The organism is Halococcus agarilyticus (genome assembly GCF_000334895.1).
GTDB lineage: Archaea > Halobacteriota > Halobacteria > Halobacteriales > Halococcaceae > Halococcus > Halococcus agarilyticus.
On sequence record NZ_BAFM01000006.1, the window covers coordinates 1 to 21,521 of the forward strand.

Consider the following 21,521-nt stretch of genomic DNA (forward strand, 5'->3'; position numbering starts at 1 on the left):
CAGCAGCTCCAGCACGACCGAGAGTCGCCAGCGCACCCAGTCCACTCACGCTCGTCGCTCCGGTAGCTCGGAGATAATTTCGACGGGTGATGCTGTCTGACTGATGGTTGGTTTTGATAATACCAGCCTCTTTTTCCACGGGCTTATCCTGATTCATCCCTTACATATCTGGCTACAGCAGATTCTGTAATAAGTTTTGTGTGGGCTGCTCTCAGCTCGAAGATCAGCGGCTAATTGTCGAAAAAGGCAGAGAGACTCTAACATCAAGCGCGTCAGAAACGAACTATTTCACCGTCGTGTAACCGAGCGCCCGGCGGTGTTCTGAACGCTCGGTACTACGACGGAAACACGCTGCCCTCGAAACGTGTAGTGGCGACACTACCGGGCGCGTGAAAACAGGACTCACTTAGACAGCGCCACCGGAGATAATTCGTCGTTGTGGTTACCCCTGCGCCTGGATCGCGTACAGTTCCGCGTACTTCCCCTCGTTGCTGACCAGTTCGCCGTGTTTCCCAGCCTCCGAGATCCGTCCGTTCTCAACGGTGTAGATCCGGTCGGCGTTCTTCACCGTCGAGAGACGGTGAGCGATGGTGACGATGATGTACTCGCGCTCCATCGTCTCGATCGCGCTCTGGACCTCCTTTTCCAGGTTCGAGTCAAGGTCGCTCGTCGCCTCGTCCAGAATCAGGAGGTCAGCGTCTTCAAGGAGCGCGCGCGCGAGCGCGACACGTTGTTTCTGCCCGCCTGAAAGCCGAACGCCGTCATCACCAAGGAGCGAGTCATAGCCGTTCGGCAGGTCGTCAAGGAACTCGTCGACCTTCGCGATCTCACAGACGCGTTCGATCTCCGCTTGAGACGCGTCTCGGTCGGCAATCGTGAGATTGTACCTGAGCGTGTCGGCGAAAATGAAGGGGTCCTGACGCACGACTGCGACGTGCTCGCGCCAGTCGTGGATATCCATCTCGCCGACGGGAGCACCGTTCGCGCGGATGTGACCGTCGGTTGGCTCGTACATCCGCGAGAGCAGCGAAACGATCGTAGATTTCCCGGCACCCGACTGGCCCACGAACGCCACGAACTCACCCTCGTCCGCCTCGAAATCGATCCCTCGGAGGACGTCCTCCTTGCCGTCGTAGGAGAACCACACATCGTCGAATTCGATCGAGTCCACGCTCTCGGGTGCGCTCCGACTGGACTCGTTCGGCTCCTCGTGCCGGCCTAACTCTTCGATGAAGGCCTCCGTCCGCACCAGGTGGGGGAGCTGATTCTCGACCTGATACACCAGTTGGTTGGCCGTACTCGCCTTTGGCCCGAGTCGAAACATGGCGAACAGGAACAGTCCGAGCGAACTGAGAGCGAGATTCGCGAAGGTCAATGAGAGATAGATCAGCACGAAAACCGACACCGAAACCGCCATGTTGTAGAAGTTACTGAGTGCGGCTTCGTTGCGTCGCAGCGTGATTCGGGATCGTGTGTACTGTTCGACTGCATCACGAAAGTCAGAGAGGAGTTCCTCGGCAACCCCGAAGATACGGATGTCTCGAATACCCTGTGTTCCAGCCTGTGCCGCCTCCTGCCGCCGCTCGTTCGCATCTGCCACTTCTTCCCCGATATCGTATCCCGGTTCAACGACACTGCGCAGTAAGAACGTCACGCCGCCAAGAACGACCGCTGTGAAAACTGTGAGTGCAGGCGAAACCACGAACGCAAGGAGCACATACGTTAGTGCCAGAAACCCCTGTTCAACAAGCCTGACACTCTTGTTGATGACTTGTCCAGCATAGTACGTCTGCGTGATAATCGCGTTCAGGATGTCGTCGGAGCCCTCCTGATCGAAATACGATACCCGTGCATTGAGTGCGTTGTCGAACGCTCGTATCTGCAAATCTCGGGTGTAATACGTTCTGAGAGCTTCTCGAAACCATGCAACGAGAAAGCTCGACGTGTACCGAACGACCATGACGGCCCCCACGCCGGCTACCGCGGTCCCAAGGGTGAGCGGAACACCGAAGAACTGGTACGCCGACGCGAACGCGCCTGCGAGGCCGCCTTGAGAAGCGGCCCCTCCATCGGATTGAACGAGTTCGACGATCGGGAGAATGAAGCTCAGTCCGATGCCCTCCAGCACAGCGGCAAAGATCCCGAGGCCGATGATCCCGACCGTGAGTTTCGGGTCGTACTTCGCAACGCTAACTATCGCCTGTATTTTCTCCTTTCTCGAAACGTCTGGAGGATCGTCATCAGTCATAGTGGTTAGAGCGAGGCTACAGTTGGAAAATCCATACTAGCCGAGAGGTATAAGTCCACCCATTTTGGACCTGTTCGGTAGACGTCACCGGCCGGACGATGCCTCCCTCGATTACTTCCCGACTGTACCATGAGAGATTCCGTGGAATAGCGTTTCAACACCTTTCGAACATGTGGTAGTCGGTGTAATCGCTTGTTTTGCACGGGCCTCGAGGCTATGCTATCGGTATTAGCGGTGGCTGCGTGGCAGATCAAAGGCGACTGTTCTACGGATTCACTCGGTTACCGTTCCGGTAGACAGTGAGACCGTCGTCCAAACTCACGTCGGTGAGCTCGCCCGCGATGTAGTAACTGTCGGAACCGCTCGCGACCCCACCAGCAACGTGGTCTGTACTGGCATCGATTTCGTCGGCATCGCCGATGTACTTCCGCGGAGCGACACCACCGGTTGCGGTAAACTCGTAGGTGCTCCACGACCCGCTTCCCTCGACGGTGAGGACGTCCGGCAGGTACTCCTCCACATTCAGAGCTTCGCCGTCGAGGTACACCGTGGCGTCGCCGCTCAGGCTGAGGCTCGTGATCTCGCCGGTGATGGTGTACCCATCGGAGCCGTCGATCACCCCGCCGGTCGCGCGCTGCCCATCGGCGCTGATCTCGTCCGCCCCGCCGATGTTGTTCCGCGGGCTGATGCTCCCGTTCACCGAGAACCCGTAGGTGGTCCACGCGCCGTCGTTCTCCGCGATCGTGAGCGAGTGCTTCTCGGCTCCACCTCCACCAACGTCGAGTCGCTCGCCGTTTCGATAGACGTCGGCAGTCCCCTCGACGCTGACGTCGGTGAGCTCGCCCGCGATGTGATAGCTGTCCGAGCCGCCCGCGACTCCCCCGGTCACGTGTCCAGTCTCGGTGTCGATCTCGTCGGCACCACCCAGGCCAGCACGTGGTGCGACGCCACCGCTGGCAGTAAACTCGTAAGTGCTCCACGACCCGCTTCCCTCGATCGTCAGTACGTCGGGCAGGTACTGCTCGGCAGTAGTTACTTCGTTGTTGAGATGAAGAGTGGCGTCACCACTCAGAGCGATGTTACTGATATCGCCGGAGAAGTAGTAACTGTCGTAGCCACTTCTCACTCCTCCCGTCGCACGTCCCCTGTCGGCACTTATCTCATCGGCTCCGCCGACGTTTCGTCTCGGAACGATGTCGCCGCTAACCGAGAACCCGTAGGTGATCCAGGAGCCGCCGTTTTCTTTTATCGTCAGTACGTTACCGAAGTTTCCCGGATCTACTTCTTCGCCATCGAGATAGACCGTTGCATCACCATCGAAGTCGAATGCGACGATGTCGCCCGAGAAGCCGTAACTATCGATACCGCCACCGCCTCCTTGCCCAGTTGCGGTGTTACCGGAAACCACGTCTTTGTCGTCGATCGTCGCATTGTTTGCGGTGCTCTTTCCGAGATCACCGCTCACTATAAACTCATACGAGAACCGTCCACCGTTGCTCTCGATCGACAACTTGTGGGGGAGATAGTCGCCAGCGCCGTACACCGGTGCTGGACAGGATCCGCCCGTGTCGATACTGGAAACCGACACGCCCTCTGTTCCATCTCGGACGACCGGCTCTCCGGTGACGTCGATCGTGGAGTCTCGCACCGTGCAGTTGTCGGATCCATCGAGGTGTACTCCGTTACGACTGTCGCCCTCATGATGAATACAACAAGTGTCAACCACGGATTTGGGCCGGTTCTCGAGCTCGATCGCCGCGTTCCCGTTCGCACTCCCGGTCACGCTCGTGTTCCGGATGGTCGCAGTGTGCGGTTCCGCCGGCGGGGAGTAGTTGCCACCGCCGTCGGGTTCCTTCCCGAGGATCCCGCGGACGCCGTCGGCCTCGATCCCGATCCGCGTGTTCTCCACCCGGAACTCGCTCGCGGTCGACTCCGCCACCACCCCGCCGCCGGAGTGTGGCGTCGACCGGATCGAAATGTTACAGTCCCGAATCGCAACATCGGTCCGATCGTTCATTCGACCCATCTCGATCCGTGCCCCCCGATAGTTCAATGCCTCGTAGGGGTTCGGTGAACCGCTTTCGTCCGCGTCCACACTGAGGATCATTCCTTCGGCGTAGCTGCCGGGACTTCCGATCCGGAGCTGGTTGTTGTCGTTGTTGCGGTGAACGCCGTCCTCGAACTGCACCACCCCGTTCGTTCGGCTGGTGTACGTCCCGTTCGAGCCGAACTCCTCGATCCGACACCGTCGGAACGTGATCGTTCCCTTGTGCTGGATGCCGACCCAGATCCCGCTCCGGCCGTTGCCCGCGTTGTACGTCCCCATCAGCCCGTGGTTGTTCGCTACCACATCCGTCACCAACCCGGTGCCGTCCGCCGAGCGCACGATCGGATAGAAGAAATCCAGCGCGTGGGGGTTGCCGTTCTCGGCTCCCGGCCCCGGCGAGTACCCCGGCTCACCCTTCGGGATCGATTTCGGGTGAATGCCCTGGCCCAGCAGCTCCACGTCGTGCACCCGGAGGTCGTCGTCCGTCCCCAGATGGAGGGCGGGCGTCGCCCCGTCCGCTCGCTGGTCGATGTCGATCCCCTCGAACAGCAGCCCCGTCCCGTCGTCGACCACCAGCGCCTTCTCGTTGAAGTTCGTCGGCACCCTGAATCGTGCATCCCCCTCCCCCAGGAAGCCGAGGTTCGTTTTGTTCTCGATGTAAGTGGTTTTAGTGACCAGGTACTCGCCGGGCGGGAACTTCAGCAGGGTGTAGTCGTCCGCGGCCGCCCGGATCTTCGCGCCGCACGGCTCCTCGCCCGTCGGGTCACACCCCGCGTCCGCCACCATGTCCACCGTCCGCTTGAACCTGATCCCCCGGCGCTCGAACGCCGCTGCCGTCCCCGAAAACAGGCCGGCCGCTCCGGCGGCGGTACCGGCGAGTTTGAGATACGATCGTCGATCGACTGAAAGAGAACCGCGATGCTGTCCGCTGTCACCGGTACTGTCCCCATCGTTGCGCTGCATCGATACATTGGTTTATCCATCACTCCAAAAATCTTGTGGCCGGTATCGGACATGTTCTCCTCTTGTCTTCGGCCTGGTTTTGTCTCAGTAGCTGAACTGGTTACGGGTCATGTGACAGCTTCAAACAATTTTGCCGGCGTGACGTTCGCGTTCGGCGAGCACCGATCGCTGTCGGCGTCGTGATTATATCGGGGGCGTGTCGTGGCCCGACGGAACCGAACCCTCTGTCAACTACTCCACCCTACTTCGCTCAGTCTGACGACTTCGCTCGTGGAGGGTGGGACTTGTCCGTGAACTCGGCCTCGAACCCATTGGGGTAGGCGGTAAATCCGCGCTTCGGCGTCACTGTTCCAGACTTTAGGGCAAGCTGACTGTTGCCCGTCCGCCGAGACGACTGTTGGCCTCGACGGATGTACCGCATACCGATGTTCTTCGCGGCGTTGTAGTCCGCGTTCGCTTCCGATTCACACTTTACGCACCGGAAGTCGTTACGCGACGGGCGATTCTCGTCCGCCGTGAATCCACACTCGGCACATCGTTGGGAGGTGTACGCCGAGCCGACTTGTTCCACTGAGACACTGACGGCTTCAGCCTTGTACTCCACCTGTTCGTACAGCGTCCGAAACGCCCACTTGTGACCCCACGACGCGCCGGTTCGGTCACGGATATGAGTCAGGTTCTCGAACGCGATAACGTCGCAGTCGTAGCGGAGTGCTTCGTCGATCAGTGCGTTCGACGCCCGGTGGAGAACGTCGCGGACGTGGCGAAGCTCCCGACCGCTCGACTGTACGAGCGTCCGGTGGGCGCTTCGCGTTCCGGTCTGTTGCAACCCGGCGCGTACTTTCTCGAACTCTTGGAGACGGTGCGTTAGCTCCCGCCCGCTGAAGAAGTAGGCGGTGCTGGTAACGGCGAGGTTTTCGATACCGAGGTCAACCCCGAGAACCGTTCGTCCTCGGCGGTGTTCCGTTCGGCATCGTTCTTGGGTCGGCGGAAGCCGATATGCAAGAAGAACTCGCCATCGCGGGTGGTGAGTGTACTTTCCGTAACATTCCACTCGTCCGAGTCGAGATACTGGCGCTGGTAGCCGTCATCGGCGTCGGGAAGGGCAAGCGGACACCGGACCCGGCTCTCCGTTGTGGAGAGCGAGACGGTATCGTCATCGAACAGCGTCATCGTCCGCGTGTCGTACTTCACGGTCGGAGCGGTGAACGTCGGCTTGCTCACCGTCTTTCCGTTCGATCGGCGTTCGATACAGCCGGTGATGGCTTGTGCGGCTTGGTGGGTGGCGAGAATCGCGTGCTGACTACCGAGGTCAGTTTGTTCGCGCACAGAGTCATAGGCGAGAGGTTGTACGTCGCTCTTAGCATTGCACCGTCCCCACGCAAGGTCCGTGGCGATTTGGCAACCCCGTTTCCACTCAGAGATGGTGTCTTCGAGCAAGTCGCGTTGCTCGCCGTCAACCGAGAGGCGGGTGATTGCCGTCCGACGCACGTAGCCGTCTGCCACGTGTTCAATGTGAATATGAGGCAATTTATCTGTATTGGAGATACCCAGCTATACGAACGCGCTCCTCCCTTCCCTACCGCTCGCTTCGCTCACGCTTGAGGAAAGGAACTCCGCGCTATCGCTTAGTTGAAACCCAACCGGGAGGAGGGGACGATATGATTCGGCATTGTGGATCGCTCGTCGGCGGACGATCGAGCGGTTCGGGACGACGTCGCCGTTTCGTACGGGGGAGGCGACGATGAACACGTGGCAGCGCCGGACCGTTCATTCCCTCATCGGGCTCGCGGTGTTGATGCTTCTCTACTCGCTCGTCTACGACTACGGGATGAGTGCCTTCGAGAACGAGCCCGAGACGTTTCTCCACTCGCTGCAGGTCGTCGTCGAGACGTTCACCACGACCGGGTTCGGCTCGGACGCGGGGTGGGAGAGCCCGGTGATGAACGTGCTCGTGATCGTGATGGATCTCACCGGCGTGGCGCTGATCTTCCTCGCACTCCCGGTCGTCGTGTTCCCGCTGCTCGACGAGACGCTCTCTCGGAGCGCCCCGACGACGATCGAGGACACCGATCACGTCGTCATCTGTGCGTACACTCCCCGTGGAGCGACCCTGATCGAGGAACTCGACAGTCGGGACGTCTCCTACGTCGTGATCGAACCCGATCGCGACCGCGCGGACGACCTCCACGAGGACGGAGTACGCGTGGTTCACGGCGATCCCGAGTCGCCCGAAGCGCTCGCCGGAGTCGACCTCGGGGCGGCGCGGGCGCTGGTCGCGGACGCCTCCGACGAACAGAACGCCTCGATCGCGCTCGCGGCCGCCGACACCGCCGACACCCGGATCATCACGTTCGTCGAGGACGCCACGGTCGCGGACTATCACCGATATGCGGGTGCGGACGAGGTGTTCTCGCCGCGCCGGCTCGTCGGCGAGAGCCTCGCCGACACGGTCACGACCGCGATCTCCACCGAACTGGGCGACGTGATCGAGATCGACGGCGACTTCGAGATCGCCGAACTCCCGATCCAGGCGGGGAGCGATCTCGACGGAGTCAGGATCGAGGAGAGCGAGATCACCGAACGGACCGGCGCGAACGTCGTCGGTGCGTGGCTCCGCGGCGAGTTCGTCAGCCCACCCGACCCGAACGATCGGATCGACGAGCACTCGATCCTGCTCGTCGCGGGCCACGAGTCACAGCTCGAAGCGTTGAAAGAACTGACCCTCTCGGACACCCGATCACGTCGGCGCGGTCGCGTCGTCGTCGTCGGGCTCGGCGAAGTCGGCACCACGGTGTACGAGGCGGTCTCGCGGGAGGGGATCGAGACGGTCGTGATCGACCACGTGGATGGGCCGGGCGTCGATATCGTCGGTGACGCCACCGAGGAAGCCACGCTCCGCGAGGCGGGGCTCGACGGGGCGAACGCGGTGGTGCTCGCGCTGCCGAACGACACGCTCACCGTGTTCGCCACGCTCGTGATCAGAGAACTCGCGCCCGACGTCGAGATCCTCGCCCGCGCGAAGGAGCCCGCGGGCATCCGGAAGCTCTACCGGGCGGGTGCGGACTACGTGCTCGCACTCGCCACCGTCAGCGGCCGAATGCTGGCGTCGACGATCCTCGACGAGGAGGTGATGAGCTTCGACAAGCAGATCGAGGTCGTCCGAACCCAGTGTCCCAAACTCGCGGGCCAGAGCCTCCGCGAGGCCGACGTCCGTGCGCGCACCGGCTGTACCGTGATCGCGGTCGAGCGCAACGGCGACGTCCGGACCGAGATCGGCCCCGAGTTCGAGCTCCGCGCCGACGACGACCTCGTTCTCGTCGGCACCGACGAGGACGTCAACCGGTTCGCCTCGCTCTACGAGTGATCGATCGGCCTGGCGACCGCGCGGCGAACCCGACGCTTGGGCCGAGCGCGATTCAGGTTCCGTACACATCGGTGTCGGGGTTGAAATCGCGCCACGCGAAGAAGAACATGGGCGAGGCGTCGTTGGCCCGCGGGAGCTGCGTTCCCTCGTGGGGACCGTCGAGGGCCTCGCCGGTGGCGCGCCGCCACCGCGAGCCGCCGGCGCGCATCGCGTCCGCGCCCGCGGGCTCGAACGTCAGTTCGTCTCCATCGACGCGGCGCTCGTAGGCGACGAGCGCGTCGCCCGCATCGACCGTGACGACCACCGGGAGGTCGCCGACGCGGTCGTTGATCACGCCCTCACTCGTGACCGTATCGAACGGGTAGGCGCTCGCCGTCCCGTCGCGAGCGACCCCGATGACCTCGGCCTTCGGGTGGAGCTCCCCCTCGAACTCCTCGCCGCCGATGCCGATGCGCCGCGATTCGTCGTAGCCGGCGTAGGGGTCGCGGGCGTAGTCCCGCGGTCTCGCCCCGCCGATCGCCTCGGAGGCCGGCGGCGGGAGCAGGACCTCCGTGTCGGGGTGCGTCTCGCGCCACGCACTCCACGCCGTCAGCGTCGAGGGGACCAACGAGAGCGTCTCGCCCGTGCTCGGCCCGCGGATGGCGGTCGCGAGGATCTGACTCCAGAGGCTGTCGGTCGCACGGTCGTACATCACGAGATCGCTGTTCCAGAGCAGGCCCGAGACGCCGAACGTTGTCTCCTCACCATCGACCCGGCGTTCGGCGGTGAGCCCGCTACCACACAGCGGACAGTACGTCACCAGAAGAGGGCCGTCGAACTCGTCGTTCACGATCTCGTGCCAGTTCAGGACCGCGAGCGGGTACGCCCGCGCCTCGCCGCCGCGTTCGACGCCGATCACGCGCTCGTTCGGGTCGAGTTCGACCCCGAACTCGCTCCAGTCGGCTCCGAACGCGGGGTCGGTGATCGCCGGGATCGCGTCCTCCGATGCGCCACGGTCGAGCTCGCTTCTGGGGACGGGTAGCTCGACGTCGCCAGCGGACTGGGGCACGCCGGCCGCCGTTCCGCCGGCGGTGGTCGCGTTCCCCGGTTCGCCGGTGGCCGCCGAAGCGTCGGTGGCTGCCGAGGTGCCGGTCTCTCCGTTCGCTCCACGGGAATCGGAGCGGCCGGCGAGGCCCGAACAGCCCGCGAGCCAGACGGCCGTGCCGCCGGCGAGTCCGGACAGATAGCGGCGGCGATCCATACCCACCTTCACTGGTCGGTGGGGTTAACGGACGCGGGGTCGTGCGCCCCGCTCTCACACGCGCTATACGGCTATGTGGCCGTCGCTCCAAGAGGAGGTATGGAGCGGCACACTCGTCGGGCGGTCCTCGGTGCAGGTGGGGCCGGGCTCGCGAGCGCGTTCGCCGGCTGTGCGGGCGTCCTCGGCGGTACGGGCGGGGCGGACGGAACGGACACCCGGGAGATCGACACCGTCGCGGTCGCCGGCTCACCGGGCGAGTCGGTGGCGATCCGTCCCCAGGGACGGGTCGCGCTGCTCGATTTCTTCGGGACGTGGTGTGCGCCCTGCAAACCCCAGATGGCCCACCTCCGGACCGTCGACGAGCGATTCCCCGACCTCCATCTGCTCTCGATCACGTGGGAGGAGGACGAAACGGCAGTGACCGACTTCTGGCGGGAGTACGAGGGGTCGTGGCCGGTCGCGCTCGATCCCGAAGTCCGCACGGGCGAGCGCTACGGCGTCCGGCGGATCCCGACGCTGCTCGTCCTTGCCCCTGACGGCACCGAGACGTGGCGACACGTCGGCCTCGCCGCTGCCGACACGATCGTCACGGAAGTCGAACGCGCGATCGAGACGGGATGATCGACGTCTCGGGGCTGCGCCTCGGCTTCGCGTTCACCGCCGGCGCGGCAACCTTCTTCGCGCCGTGTGCGTACCCGCTGTTGCCTGGCTACGTCGCTTACTACCTCGGCAGCGACGCCGGGAGCGGGAAAAGCGAGGGCGAAAGCGGAGCGTCGGGCGAGTCGGACGGCGTCGGGACGGGAGCGCGGCTGCGTCGTGCGGCGACGGTGGGCGTGCTCGTGAGTGTCGGGTTCGTGCTGGTGTACGGCGTGCTCGCCGGGATCGTGGCGACAGTCGGGACGCGAGTGCTCGCGGACATCGTTCTGCTGGAACTCGTCGTCGGCGCGTTGCTCGTCGTCCTCGGGACCGCGATGGCGCTCGGTCGCGGACCGACCCGCCACGTCACGTTCCCGGAGCGACGGCGCTCGCCCGTCGCGTTCGTGGGGTTCGGGATCGTCTACGCCGCCGCGGCCGCCGGCTGCACCGCACCGGTGTTCGTCGCGGTCGCGCTGACGGCGCTGTCGAGCGGCCCGGCCACCGCGTTCGTCACGCTCGGCGCGTACGCCGCCGGGATGAGCGCCCTGATGATCGCGATTACGGCGCTGTCGGCACTCGGACGCGAGGCCATCCTTCGTCGGTTGCCACGGCCACAGACGGTCTCGCGGGTCGCGGGCGTGCTCCTCGTGGCGGCCGGCCTCGCCCAGGTCTACCTCTTTTCGTTCCGGTTCGGCGGGCTCACGCTGCTCGGCCTGGAGTGAAGCCAGAACGAGTTTGTCGATGGCGCGCGAGGCGGTGACATGGCCGGGATCGTCTTCTTCGAGACGGCGGCGCTCGATCGGATGGTCGAGTTCTATACCGAGCGACTGGACGCGTCGGTGTGGCTCGAACAGGCCGGCTGTACGATCCTCCGCAACGAGAACCTCCTGCTCGGGTTCTGTGGCGGCGATCGCGCCGAAACCGACGGCACGATCACGCTCTTTTTCGACGACCGATCCGCGGTCGACGGGATGTACGACCGGCTCGACGATCGTGCCCACGGGAGTCCGGAACTGAACGAGGAGTACGACATCTACCAGTTCTTCGCCGACGATCCGGAGGGACGAACGCTCGAGTTCCAGACGTTCCTCCATCCGATCGATCCGTACTGAGCGCAGCACTCGACCGACGACACACCGCAACGCCGGCAGTACCGTTACGGCCGATTCGTTCGCTGTGCTTCCCCACAAAACATATGCCACCCGTCGTATCAGGGGTTGGTATGCCCTCCCACACGCGTTCGGTCGCCGCGGTCGCGCTCGCCCTCCTCGTCGTGCTCGCCGGCTGTGGCGGTTTTAGCGCCGGCGGCGGCAGCGATGGCGGCGAGGCCGCGAGCGCCGGCGGCGGTGGCGGCGATCAGAGCGCCGGCAGCAGTGGCGGTGCCGATAGCCTCGCCAACACCGCCGGTGGATCGGCCGCCGACACGGGAGGAAACAACGGCCAGGCGCTCCAGGCGAACCGGGCGATCGTCAAGACCGCCCACGTCCGTCTCGAGGTCGAGAACTTCAGTACGGCACGGGGGAACATCACGAGCGCGACGCGTCGGCTGGGCGGGTACGTGGGCGCGTCGAGCGAGTCGACCCGGGGCGAGAACGGCAACCGGACCGCCGGTCAGGTCGTTCTCCGCGTCCCGAGCCGGAACTTCTCCGCGCTCTACGATCGGGTGCAGGCGACCGGCACGGTGCTGAGTGCGAACACGAACACGAGCGACGTCACCGAACAGTTGGTCGACCTCGAAGCACGCCTCGAAAACCTCCGGGCGCAGCGCCAACGCCTGCGGAACCTCTACGAGAACGCGAGCGACACCGAGGCAGTCCTCAAGGTCCAGGAACGCCTCTCGAACACCCAGTCTGAGATCGAGCGCCTGGAGGCCCAGCTCCAGTCGCTCGAAAACCGGATCACGCTCTCGACGATCACGGTCGAGCTCACCGAACCCGCCGACGATCCGGTCGTCGCGGGAGCGTGGTACGACGTCGGCGTGCTCGACGCCTTCCTCGACTCGATCGGCGGCGTCGTCACGACGCTCCGGGCGGCGGTCGTCGCGGTCGCGTATCTCGCGCCGTACCTCCTCGTCTTCGGCGTGCCCATCCTGCTCGGCTATCTCGCCTACCGGCGGCGGACGGCGGCATCCGCGAGCGCCGAGTGAACCCGGTTCGGGGCAGTGCGGCTCAGTGGCGTTTTTGATCGTGGCGCTCCGCGGTGGGGTATGGAGTTCGAGGTGATTCAGGGCGACATCGCCGCCCAGCAAGCCGACGCGCTCGTGAACGCCGCCGGCACGAGTCTCGAAATGGGCTCCGGCGTGGCGGGGGCGCTCCGGCGCGGCGCGGGCGGCGAGATCAACCGCGAGGCGGTCTCGCAGGGACCGATCGATCTCGGAACGGTGGCGGTCACCGACGCCCACGATCTCGACGCCGAGTACGTGATCCACGCCGCCGCGATGCCCCATTACGGGGACGGCGAGGCCACGGCGGAGAGCATTCGGAACGCGACCCACAACGCGCTCGAACGCGCCGACGAACTGGGGTGTGAATCGCTCGTGCTCCCCGCGTTGGGATGTGGCGTCGCCGGGTTCGCCCTTCGAGAAGGCGCAACGATCATCGCCGATGCCGTTGCCGACTACGCTCCCGAGTCGCTCACGGACGTGCGTTTGATCGGGTACAGCGACGACGAGGTCGCCGTTATCCGTGAGGCCGCGAGCGAGACCCGTGACGGATGAGAGCGATCCGGTCGCCGCGCCGCCTGGCGACCGCGATCGCACGGCGGGTGATTCCGGAGCCTCTCGATCCGGACCACCGCCCGCTCCGGAAGCAGCCGCCGATCCCGAGGTATGTCCGGTCTGTGACGTCGCGTACGACTCGGTGTCGGTCCACGACGCGGGGCTCCTCGTGAACCTGCTCGACAACGAGCGCTACCGGCGAGTGTGTTTCGAGCCGGTCGCCGCGGCCGACGGGACGTCCCTTATTCGGTTCTACCACCACACGCACGACCAGGCGGCGCTCGACGGCTGAGCGCGTCGCCGCGGCCGGCGGATGTCGCTACGTGTGGCCCGAGACTCGCACCGGCTCGTAGGGTTCTTCGAGATACTCGATGTCGCTCTCGGCGAGCGAGATGTCGAGCGCCGCGACCGCCTGTTCGAGGTGTTCGACGCTCGTCGTCCCGACGATCGGTGCGTCGACCCAGTCCTTGTGGAGGAGCCACGAGAGGGCGATCTGGGCCATCGTGGCGTCCTCCTCGGCGGCGAGCTCCGCGACGCGCTCGTTGATCTCCCGACCGCCACCCTCGCGGTAGGGGTGTTCGTAGAGGTACTCCTCGCTCGCGCCGCGTGCGGTGGCGTCGATCTCCTCGTGTGGCCTGGCGAGATAGCCGCGTGCGAGCGGGCTCCACGGCAACACGCCGACGTCTTCCCGCTGGCAGAGCGGCAGCATCTCGCGCTCCTCCTCGCGGTAGACGAGGTTGTAGTGGTTCTGCATCGTGACGAATCGTTCGAGACCCAGAGAGCGGCTGGTGTGGAGCGCGTCGGCGAACTGGTGAGCCCACATCGAGGAGCCACCGATGTAGCGCACCTTCCCGCGGCGCACGGCGTCGTCGAGCGCCCGGAGCGTCCCCTCGATCGGCGCGTCGTCGTCCCAGCGATGAGTCTGGTAGAGGTCGATCGTCTCCATTCCCAACCGGTCGAGGCTGTTTTCGAGCTCCTGTTCGATGGCCTTGCGCGAGAGGCCCCGGGCGTTCGGATTGTCGTCGTCCATCGGGTTGTAGACCTTGGTGGCGACCACCGGCCAGTCGCGGTCGTAGCCTTCGAGGGCGTTGCCGAGCACCCGCTCGCTCTCGCCGCGCGAGTACATGTTCGCGGTGTCGAAGAAGTTGATCCCGAGATCGATCGCGCACTCGATGATCTCCTCGCTTTGCTCCTCGTCGAGCACCCAGTCGCGCCACTCGGGGCTCCCGAAGCTCATGCAGCCGAGACAGATCCGGCTCACCTCCATCCCCGTCGAGCCGAGGGTCGTGTACTCCATGCGACGGAGAGACACCCACTCAGTAAAAATCCCCCCACAACCGGCAGCGATCGCCCCCGAGTCGACCGTGCCGTGCAAAACGGCCGTTCGAGGTCGTGCCAGCGACGCCGGGCGATCGGTCCCGGCCGACAGTATAACACGCGCCAGCGGCAACGGTGTCCATGACCTGTCCACATCTGGAGTACCGAAGGGAAACCGACGAGCACCACGGCGACGAGCGCTTCGCTGAGCCACGGGGGTACTGTACGGTGGCCGAACGGTTCGTCGAGGCGCTGCGCGCGGACGTCTGCAACGACCGCTACGACCTCGATCACGAGCGCCACTGCGAGATCTACCGCGAGCACGCCGGGACGGACGAACGGGCTGGGAACGGCGCGCGCGGAGTGACGACCAATGACCTATGAGGCGTTTCTCGCCGGCGAGCCGGTGATCGTCACCGCGGCGCTGACCGGTGGCGTCCACGGCAAGGAGGCGAACCCGAACCTCCCCGAGACGCCCGCGGAGATCGGTCGCGCGGCGGCCGCGGCGGAGGCAGCGGGCGCGGCGGTCGTCCACCTCCACGCCCGCCAAGACAACGGTGAGCGCTCGTTTGCGACCGAGCGGTTTCAGGAGATCGACGACGCCGTTCGGGAGCACACAGAGAACGTGATCGTCCAGCACTCGACCGGCGGGACGGCCGCCCCGACGGCCGATCGTCACCAACCGCTCCGGACCGATCCACCGCCCGAGATGGCCTCTCTCGACATGGGACCGCTGAATCGCTACGATCACCTGACGAGCGAGAACACCCGCGGGACGGTCGACGCGCTCCACGCGGAGATGGTCGAGCGCGGGATCAAACCCGAACTGGAGGTGTTCAACGACGGCCACCGCAACGAGGTCCACAGTTTGGTGGAGCGCCGCGACCTCGCGGAGCCGGTGTACGCCACGCTCGTCTTCGGTTCGGGCACGCTCACCCGGCCGCGACCGCGGAACTTCCTGACCGCCATCGAGGGTCTCCCCGAGGGCGCGCTGTTCAACACGCTCGGCTTCGGTCGGCACCAGCTGCCGTTCGCGACGATGGGCATCCTCTTCGGCGGGCACGTTCGCGTCGGGCTGGAGGACAACGTCCACTACCGGCGGGGCGAGCTCGCCGAGAGCAACGCCCAGCTCGTCGAGCGCGTCGCCCGGATCGCCGAGGCGCTCGGCCGCGAGGTCGCCACGCCCGACCGGGCGAGGACGATCCTCGGCCTCTGAACCTCAGCACCCGTGAACTGTCCCACGAAGCTCGCCGCCGGTCTTTCGTTCGAGCGCACGCCCGACGGGCCGCGGCTCGTCGTCTCGCGCGAGATCGGCGCGGCCCCCGCCGTCGCCTGGCGGCTGCTCACCGACACCCACCGGTGGCCAGTGTGGGGTCCGTCGGTCGTCGGCGTCGCGTGCGAGGGTCGGTTCGTACAGGCCGGAACGTGCGGTCACGTCCGCACCGTCGGCGGGCTCGAACTCCCCTTCCGGGTGACCGAGTGTGCCGATCGCCGCTGGACGTGGCGGGTCGCGGGCGTGCCGGCGACCGGCCACCGGGTCGAGCCCCTGGAAAGCGGCTGCCGCGTCGCGTTCGAGATCCCGCCCCTCGCGGCCCCGTACGCACTCGTCTGTCGGCGCGGGCTCGCGACCATCGAGCGACTCGCCCGGGACGCGACGGAGTGAGCCACTTCCGGCGAGGACGGCGGGCGTGCGTGACTACTGCTCGACGAGAAGGAGGTCGCTCACCGAGTGGAGGTCCTCCTCCAGTCCCTCGCCGTCGCAGTCGTCGTTCGGGCACGAGAATCGCCACCCGTCCGTGGTCGCCGTTCGTTCCGGAAAGCGCTCGCCGCAGACCTCGCAGAACAGCTGCTCGTCCGAGCAGCCGTCCCGATGGAGTTCGAGTTCGAGCTCGCTCGTGAACGTCCGCTTGCAGTTCCGGCAAGTGTAGGTCATACTTGCCGAATCATCGGCCAGGGATATATCACCACCGCTTTTGGACGATTGGTCGACACGACGGGCGGGACGGCGCGGGGCAACGAGACGGCGTGTGCCGACCATGGGGTTTTGGACCCCGCGGCCCTCGGTGGACGTATGCCGACCTTCGAGCGCGAGACCTACGTGCGCGCACCGTTCGACGAAGTCTGGCGGTTTCACTCGACGCTCGACGGCCTCGAAGCGCTGACGCCTCGCTTCATGAACCTCCGGGTGGAGTCCTCGCGCGGGCCGAACGGCGAGCCCGGTCCCGACGTGCTGGAGGCGGGCGCGGAGGCCGACCTCACCGTGCGGCCAGGCGGCGTCGGTCCGCGCCAAGGCTGGACGACCAGGATCATCGAACGCAGGGAGGAAGAGGGGGCCGGCCTGTTCCGCGACGAGATGATCGACGGGCCGTTCCGGCGCTGGGTCCACACCCACAGTTTCTACGCCGACGGCGGCGGGACGCACGTCCGCGATCGGGTGGAGTACCAACTCCCGTTCGGCGATCTCGGGCGGCTGGCCGGCCCGTTCGCGGTCGTCGGCTTCGAGCCGATGTTCCGGTATCGCCACCGCGAGACAAAACGTCGGCTTGAATGAGATCGGAGACGGCCCCGGCACGTGGTGTCAGTCGGAACCGTCCGAGCAGTTCCGTCACAAAATCCAGTAACGGACGGTCGATCCACCTGAGACGAATCCCGACGCAAATGAGAGACCGCAGCCACACACCTCCCCAGCCGATTCCTTCACTCGGGCTTCGCCCTCGCTCAGTCATCCCTCGCGCGAGTCGCGCTTCGCGCTCACGGGTCGTCCCTCCCCGTTCGCTTAGCGGTGCTCGCTTCGCTCGCACCGCCCACGCGCTCCCGCGCGCCACAGCCCCCAGCAACGGATGGACCGCTGACCGCCCAGCAACGGGTGGACCGCTGACCGACAGGATATTTACGGTGTGCTCGTCTCGGCTTCAGCATGGATGTCCGCCTGCTCGAAGCCACCGACGACCCCGAGCGCGTGATCTGCACAGGGGCGCGAAACGACTACTCCGAACCGTTCGTCGGGAGTCAGTCCTTCGCCGAGACGATGGCGACGATCGACGGCGAGACGATCGAGGCGAAAAAGCGCACCCTGATCGGTCGGCTCCTCGATCACGGTCACTTCGGCCCGTTCGAACACCCACAGGCCACGTTCGCGGTCGAGGGCGTGAGCCGATCGTGCATGGCCCAGCTCACCCGCCATCGCCACGTCTCCTTCGACGTCCAGTCGATGCGCTACGTCGCCTTCGACGAGGTCGATCCCGACGAGGTCCGCGAGGGTGCAATGGTCGTGACGCCACCCTCGGCCACCGACCCCGACTGGGTGGGGCGCAACCAGCGCGGCGGCGGGGTCGACGAGGCGACCGTCGAAAAGCGCGAGACAGTGTTTCGAGAGTCGGTCACGAGCTCGGTCGAGTCCTATCAGGAGCTCCTCGATCTCGGGATGGCTCCCGAGGACGCCCGGTTCGTCCTGCCGATCGGCACGGAGGTCAACATCGTGATGTCGATGAACGCCCGGATGTTGATGCATGTGAGCGATATGCGAGCGGCGGCGGACAGCCAGTGGGAGATCCGCGACCTCACCGAGCGGGTCCTCGATCTCGCCGCCGAGTGGTGTCCGATCACCTTTGCCCACTACGAGGAGCACATGAAGGGCCGGAAGAACCGGCTCGCACCGTGACCGGCGCGGAGGCATTTATGGCTCTTGTGGCCGCTGTCGCCGTCGGTGGGCTCGCGCCCGACGGACGCCGGATTCCGGCGGCCGGCCGTCGGCGGTCGCAGCCTTTTTATTCTCCCTGTGGTCACGTACCATAGATGAGGTGGCTGTCGGCGCTCGGTCTCGCTGTAGTGGTGTTGGCGGGGGCGATGGTCGTCCCCCTCCCAGCGGTGGCCAGCGCGCAGACGGTCAACGGGACGGGACCGTCGGGACCCACGGACGGCCAGAACGCGTTCAACGACACCCAGTTCGTGGTCACGGTGTACGAGAACGGGTCGGCGCGCTGGACCCATCGCTACAAGCAGCCCCTGCAAAACCAAACCGAAGTCGAGCGATTCCGGGCCTACGCCAACCGGTTCACGAGCGAGGAGACGCCGCTGTACGCCGACTTTCGCGATCGGGCGACGGCGTTGACCGAGGTGGGCACGAACGCGACCGGGCGCTCGATGACGGCACGCGGGTTCTCCCGCAGCGCGCGAGTCGTTCCCCAGCCGGCGTCGACGGGCGTCGTGGAGACGTCCTTCCTCTGGACCAACTTCTCGGCCACGACGGGCGGCGAGATCGCCATCGGCGACGTCTTCGAAGGGGGGATTTACCTCTCGTCGGGGGCGTCGGTCGAGATCCGGGCGGGCCCCGATCTGTCGATCGCGTGGGATTCGGTCGAACCAGCGCCCGACGCCTCGACCAACGGCTCGGCCGACGGGAACGACTCGGCAACGTGGTTCGGCGAGCGGCAGTTCGCCACCGGTCAGCCACGGGTCGTGTTCGTCGAGCAGTCGGGCGTCGGGATGAACGGCCCGCCGATGCTCGACGGATCGATGGTGTGGCTCGCGGCCGCGCTCGCGGTCGCCGTGATCCTCGGCACGGTGGTCGTCCAACGGTCCGATCGGTCCCCGTTCGGCGGGTCACAGGCCACGGCCGCCGACGAGCGACCGGCCGAGACCGCCACCGAAGACGCGCCCGAGACGTCCGACGGGCCATCGTCGGCAGCGGCCACCGAACCCACGGTCCCCGACGAGGAACTCGTGAGCGACGAGGAGGTGGTGCGCTCGCTGCTCGACGAGAACGGCGGGCGGATGCGCCAGAGCGAGATCGTCGCCGAAACCGACTGGTCGAAGTCGAAAGTCAGCATGCTGCTCTCGGAGATGGCCGAGACGGGCGACCTCAGCAAACTCCGGGTCGGTCGCGAGAACATCGTGAGCCTCGACGGGCACGAACCCGAGGCTGCGGGATCGCCGTTCGACGAGGAGTGAGTCCGAAAGCGGAACTGTTAAACGCGATTCTGCGCTACCTGAGTTCGCCTGCCGACGAGCGGTTGGCGACCCGCGCTCCGGTGGTGTAGTCCGGCCAATCATATTGCCCTCTCACGGCAATGACCAGGGTTCGAATCCCTGCCGGAGCATTCTGCGACGGTTTCACTCGTGAAGCCTCGTGACGAGCGAAGCGAGAGCACGGAACTCGACGGAGGAACGATGCGCATCACCCACTCGTGGGATTAAGTTCGTCGACGGCCACATCGGTACATGGACATCTTCGATACGGAGACCGCGATCATCGGCATGGTCCACCTCCCGCCGTTGCCTGGCGCGCCCGACTTTGCGGGAGATCGAGGTGCGATCCGCGAGCGAGTGCGGCGGGACGCTGCGGCGCTCGAAGCCGGCGGCGTCGACGGCATCATGCTCGAGAACTTCGGCGACGCCCCCTTCTACCCCGACCGGGTGCCCCGTCACACCGTCGCCGATGTCGCGGCGCTCGCCGCGACTCTCGGAGAATGCGTCTCGATCCCGTTCGGCGTGAACGTCCTCAGAAACGACGTGCGGAGCGCGCTGGGGATCGCGGCCGCCACAGGAGGAACGTTCGTCCGCGTGAACGTCCACACCGGGGCACGGGTGACCGACCAGGGACTGATCGAAGGGACGGCACACGAGACGCTGCGACTCCGCGAGCGACTCGACGCCGACGTCGCCGTTCTTGCGGATCTCGACGTGAAACACTCCGCGCCGCTCGCCGAACGCCCGCTCGAAGAATCGTTGGGAGACCTCGTCGAACGCGGCGGTGCCGACGGCGTCGTCGTGAGCGGGGCAGGGACGGGCGAGAGCGTCGATACCGATCTCCTCGCTCGGGTGGTCGACTGCCGCGACGATCGAGGGTTCGACGTCCCGGTCCTGATCGGGAGCGGCGTCACGCCCGCGACGGCCTCCGACCTCCTTGAACTCGCCGACGGGGCGATCGTCGGCACGGCGCTGAAACAGGGTGAGGAAACGACTTCTCCCGTCGACGAAGCGGCGGTCGAGCGGCTTGTCCGGGCAGTTCCCTAGCGCTCGTCGAGAAACGCCCGAACGTCGGTTTCGGTCGGGAGACGACCGCGTGCGCCCCCGGCGGTGCAGCTGAGCGCAGCCCCGGCAGCCGCAAAGCGTCCCGCTGCCGTCGGCGAGGAGTCGTCGAGCAACCACGCGTGGACCAGCCCCGCGGTGAAGACGTCGCCTGCGCCCGTCGTGTCCTCGACGGCCACCTCGAAGGCGGGAACGTCGATCGTCGTCCCGTCGTCGAGGAGGAGTGCTCCCTCGTCGCCACGGGTCACGGCGGCGCGAGGAACGTCCCGGGCTGCGAGGGCATCGAGGGCCGCTTCGGCCCCACCGCCGAAGTACGAGCGTGCGGCGACCTCGCCGACCACGAACAGGTCCGCGACGGCGAGCACCCGATCGATGGTCGCGGGTGACGTCCCCCGGTGTTCGAGTTCGGCGAGCGGCCCGGCGAGATCGAAGACGAGCGTCGTGATCGCCCCGCGCTCGCGGGCCGCCACGAGGTCGGCGACGACCGGATCGGGGGCGTAGGCGCTCGTGAACACCACCTCGCCGCCGGCGTACGCGAGGTCGGCGTCGTCGAGCCGGAGGTTCGGCACGCTCTGCCCGCCGGCGACCACCATCCGCTCGCCGTCCGGCCCGCGGAGGATCAGCGTGTACGAGGACTCCTCGGGGCCGGTGCGGACCCGCGTGCAGTCGATTCCGCGTTCCCGCAGGTCGGCCTCGATCCGGTCGGCGGCATCCCGCCCGAGCCTGGTGACGATTCCGGTCTCTCGGCCGAGCGCGGCGAGTCCCGACGCGACGTTCGCGGCGACGCCGCCGACGGCGGTGGTGTGCTCGCGGACGAACGCGCCGCCGTCGGGTTCGGGGAGGTTCGAGAGCGTATAGCAGCGGTCGAGAACCGCACTGCCGACCGTGACGACTGCGGGCGACGACATCGACTCGATGGAGGACCGTGTGACCCTTGAACGTGCGGTCCGCGATCGG

Annotated in this window: 21 protein-coding genes and 1 tRNA gene; 15 read left to right on the plus strand and 7 right to left on the minus strand. The window is 65.9% G+C overall.

What is annotated here, in order from left to right; all coding sequences use genetic code 11:
- Nucleotides 1-442: 442 nt before the first annotated feature.
- From TX76_RS06000 to TX76_RS18280, 3 genes are all read right to left on the minus strand, one after another.
- The gene (locus TX76_RS06000; RefSeq protein WP_049900355.1) at nucleotides 443-2,248 is read right to left on the minus strand and encodes an ABC transporter ATP-binding protein; all 1,806 of its coding nucleotides are present in this window, start codon (nucleotides 2,246-2,248) and stop codon (nucleotides 443-445) included.
- Nucleotides 2,249-2,513: 265 nt separating this feature from the next.
- Entirely contained in the window at nucleotides 2,514-5,258 is a 2,745-nt protein-coding gene (locus TX76_RS06005; protein ID WP_049900358.1) for a hypothetical protein, read from the minus strand.
- 250 nt (nucleotides 5,259-5,508) lie between these two features.
- Nucleotides 5,509-6,312 carry an RNA-guided endonuclease InsQ/TnpB family protein gene (locus tag TX76_RS18280; protein WP_228842320.1) on the minus strand — a complete coding sequence of 268 codons (804 nt, stop codon included), beginning with the start codon at nucleotides 6,310-6,312 and terminating at the stop codon, nucleotides 5,509-5,511.
- Between the two features lie 690 nt (nucleotides 6,313-7,002).
- Between TX76_RS18280 and TX76_RS06015 the strand changes: the two genes are divergently transcribed.
- A complete protein-coding gene (locus tag TX76_RS06015; protein WP_049900817.1) occupies nucleotides 7,003-8,625 on the plus strand; it encodes a potassium channel family protein in 1,623 nt (540 codons plus the stop codon).
- Nucleotides 8,626-8,677: 52 nt separating this feature from the next.
- Here the strand turns inward: TX76_RS06015 and TX76_RS06020 are convergent, their stop codons facing one another.
- Complete coding sequence (locus TX76_RS06020) at nucleotides 8,678-9,865, minus strand: DUF3179 domain-containing protein (RefSeq protein ID WP_049900361.1); 1,188 nt, start codon at nucleotides 9,863-9,865, stop codon at nucleotides 8,678-8,680.
- 99 nt (nucleotides 9,866-9,964) lie between these two features.
- Here TX76_RS06020 and TX76_RS06025 point away from each other — a divergent pair, with 99 nt between their 5' ends.
- The 6 genes from TX76_RS06025 (at nucleotide 9,965) to TX76_RS06050 (ending at nucleotide 13,509) form a co-directional block, all read left to right on the plus strand.
- Complete coding sequence (locus TX76_RS06025; protein ID WP_049900364.1) at nucleotides 9,965-10,486, plus strand: TlpA family protein disulfide reductase; 522 nt, start codon at nucleotides 9,965-9,967, stop codon at nucleotides 10,484-10,486.
- Nucleotides 10,483-11,223 carry a cytochrome c biogenesis CcdA family protein gene (locus tag TX76_RS06030; RefSeq protein ID WP_049900367.1) on the plus strand — a complete coding sequence of 247 codons (741 nt, stop codon included), beginning with the start codon at nucleotides 10,483-10,485 and terminating at the stop codon, nucleotides 11,221-11,223. Before TX76_RS06025 ends, TX76_RS06030 begins: the two co-directional genes overlap by 4 nt.
- Before the next feature lie 39 nt (nucleotides 11,224-11,262).
- The gene (locus TX76_RS06035) at nucleotides 11,263-11,613 is read left to right on the plus strand and encodes a glyoxalase/bleomycin resistance/dioxygenase family protein (protein WP_049900370.1); all 351 of its coding nucleotides are present in this window, start codon (nucleotides 11,263-11,265) and stop codon (nucleotides 11,611-11,613) included.
- Between the two features lie 110 nt (nucleotides 11,614-11,723).
- Entirely contained in the window at nucleotides 11,724-12,647 is a 924-nt protein-coding gene (locus TX76_RS06040; protein WP_049900373.1) for a DUF4349 domain-containing protein, read from the plus strand.
- Between the two features lie 60 nt (nucleotides 12,648-12,707).
- Nucleotides 12,708-13,217, plus strand: a complete 510-nt coding sequence (locus tag TX76_RS06045) for a macro domain-containing protein (RefSeq protein WP_049900377.1) — start codon at nucleotides 12,708-12,710, stop codon at nucleotides 13,215-13,217.
- Nucleotides 13,207-13,509 carry a hypothetical protein gene (locus tag TX76_RS06050; protein ID WP_049900381.1) on the plus strand — a complete coding sequence of 101 codons (303 nt, stop codon included), beginning with the start codon at nucleotides 13,207-13,209 and terminating at the stop codon, nucleotides 13,507-13,509. Before TX76_RS06045 ends, TX76_RS06050 begins: the two co-directional genes overlap by 11 nt.
- A 27-nt stretch (nucleotides 13,510-13,536) precedes the next feature.
- Here TX76_RS06050 and TX76_RS06055 read toward each other — a convergent pair whose 3' ends face one another.
- Nucleotides 13,537-14,514 carry an aldo/keto reductase gene (locus TX76_RS06055; protein ID WP_049900383.1) on the minus strand — a complete coding sequence of 326 codons (978 nt, stop codon included), beginning with the start codon at nucleotides 14,512-14,514 and terminating at the stop codon, nucleotides 13,537-13,539.
- A 161-nt stretch (nucleotides 14,515-14,675) separates the two neighbouring features.
- On the opposite strand from TX76_RS06055, the gene TX76_RS06060 reads away from it, so the two are divergent.
- The 3 genes from TX76_RS06060 to TX76_RS06070 are packed head-to-tail and all read left to right on the plus strand — an operon-like array spanning nucleotide 14,676 to nucleotide 16,197.
- On the plus strand, nucleotides 14,676-14,918 hold the full coding sequence (locus TX76_RS06060) for a hypothetical protein (RefSeq protein WP_049900385.1): 243 nt from the start codon (nucleotides 14,676-14,678) through the stop codon (nucleotides 14,916-14,918).
- Nucleotides 14,908-15,750, plus strand: a complete 843-nt coding sequence (locus TX76_RS06065) for a BKACE family enzyme (RefSeq protein ID WP_049900389.1) — start codon at nucleotides 14,908-14,910, stop codon at nucleotides 15,748-15,750. The genes TX76_RS06060 and TX76_RS06065 overlap by 11 nt, the downstream gene beginning before the upstream one ends.
- Nucleotides 15,751-15,762: 12 nt before the next feature.
- Nucleotides 15,763-16,197 carry an SRPBCC family protein gene (locus tag TX76_RS06070; RefSeq protein WP_049900393.1) on the plus strand — a complete coding sequence of 145 codons (435 nt, stop codon included), beginning with the start codon at nucleotides 15,763-15,765 and terminating at the stop codon, nucleotides 16,195-16,197.
- 33 nt (nucleotides 16,198-16,230) lie between these two features.
- Here the strand turns inward: TX76_RS06070 and TX76_RS06075 are convergent, their stop codons facing one another.
- On the minus strand, nucleotides 16,231-16,467 hold the full coding sequence (locus TX76_RS06075) for a hypothetical protein (protein WP_049900395.1): 237 nt from the start codon (nucleotides 16,465-16,467) through the stop codon (nucleotides 16,231-16,233).
- 138 nt (nucleotides 16,468-16,605) lie between these two features.
- Between TX76_RS06075 and TX76_RS06080 the strand changes: the two genes are divergently transcribed.
- The 5 genes from TX76_RS06080 (at nucleotide 16,606) to TX76_RS06100 (ending at nucleotide 20,549) form a co-directional block, all read left to right on the plus strand.
- Complete coding sequence (locus tag TX76_RS06080) at nucleotides 16,606-17,085, plus strand: SRPBCC family protein (protein WP_049900398.1); 480 nt, start codon at nucleotides 16,606-16,608, stop codon at nucleotides 17,083-17,085.
- 366 nt (nucleotides 17,086-17,451) lie between these two features.
- Nucleotides 17,452-18,195, plus strand: coding sequence for an FAD-dependent thymidylate synthase (gene thyX / locus TX76_RS06085; RefSeq protein WP_049900401.1), 744 nt, complete (start codon nucleotides 17,452-17,454; stop codon nucleotides 18,193-18,195).
- A gap of 134 nt (nucleotides 18,196-18,329) precedes the next feature.
- Nucleotides 18,330-19,484, plus strand: a complete 1,155-nt coding sequence (locus tag TX76_RS06090) for a helix-turn-helix transcriptional regulator (RefSeq protein ID WP_049900404.1) — start codon at nucleotides 18,330-18,332, stop codon at nucleotides 19,482-19,484.
- 74 nt (nucleotides 19,485-19,558) lie between these two features.
- Nucleotides 19,559-19,633, plus strand: a tRNA-Glu gene (locus tag TX76_RS06095).
- 121 nt (nucleotides 19,634-19,754) lie between these two features.
- Nucleotides 19,755-20,549 (plus strand): BtpA/SgcQ family protein, encoded by a 795-nt coding sequence (locus TX76_RS06100; protein WP_049900406.1) that lies wholly within the window; start codon nucleotides 19,755-19,757, stop codon nucleotides 20,547-20,549.
- On the opposite strand, the gene TX76_RS06105 is transcribed toward TX76_RS06100, so the two are convergent.
- Nucleotides 20,546-21,472: a carbohydrate kinase family protein gene (locus tag TX76_RS06105; RefSeq protein WP_049900409.1), complete on the minus strand. Its 927-nt coding sequence runs from the start codon at nucleotides 21,470-21,472 to the stop codon at nucleotides 20,546-20,548. The genes TX76_RS06100 and TX76_RS06105 overlap by 4 nt on opposite strands.
- Nucleotides 21,473-21,521: the final 49 nt, after the last annotated feature.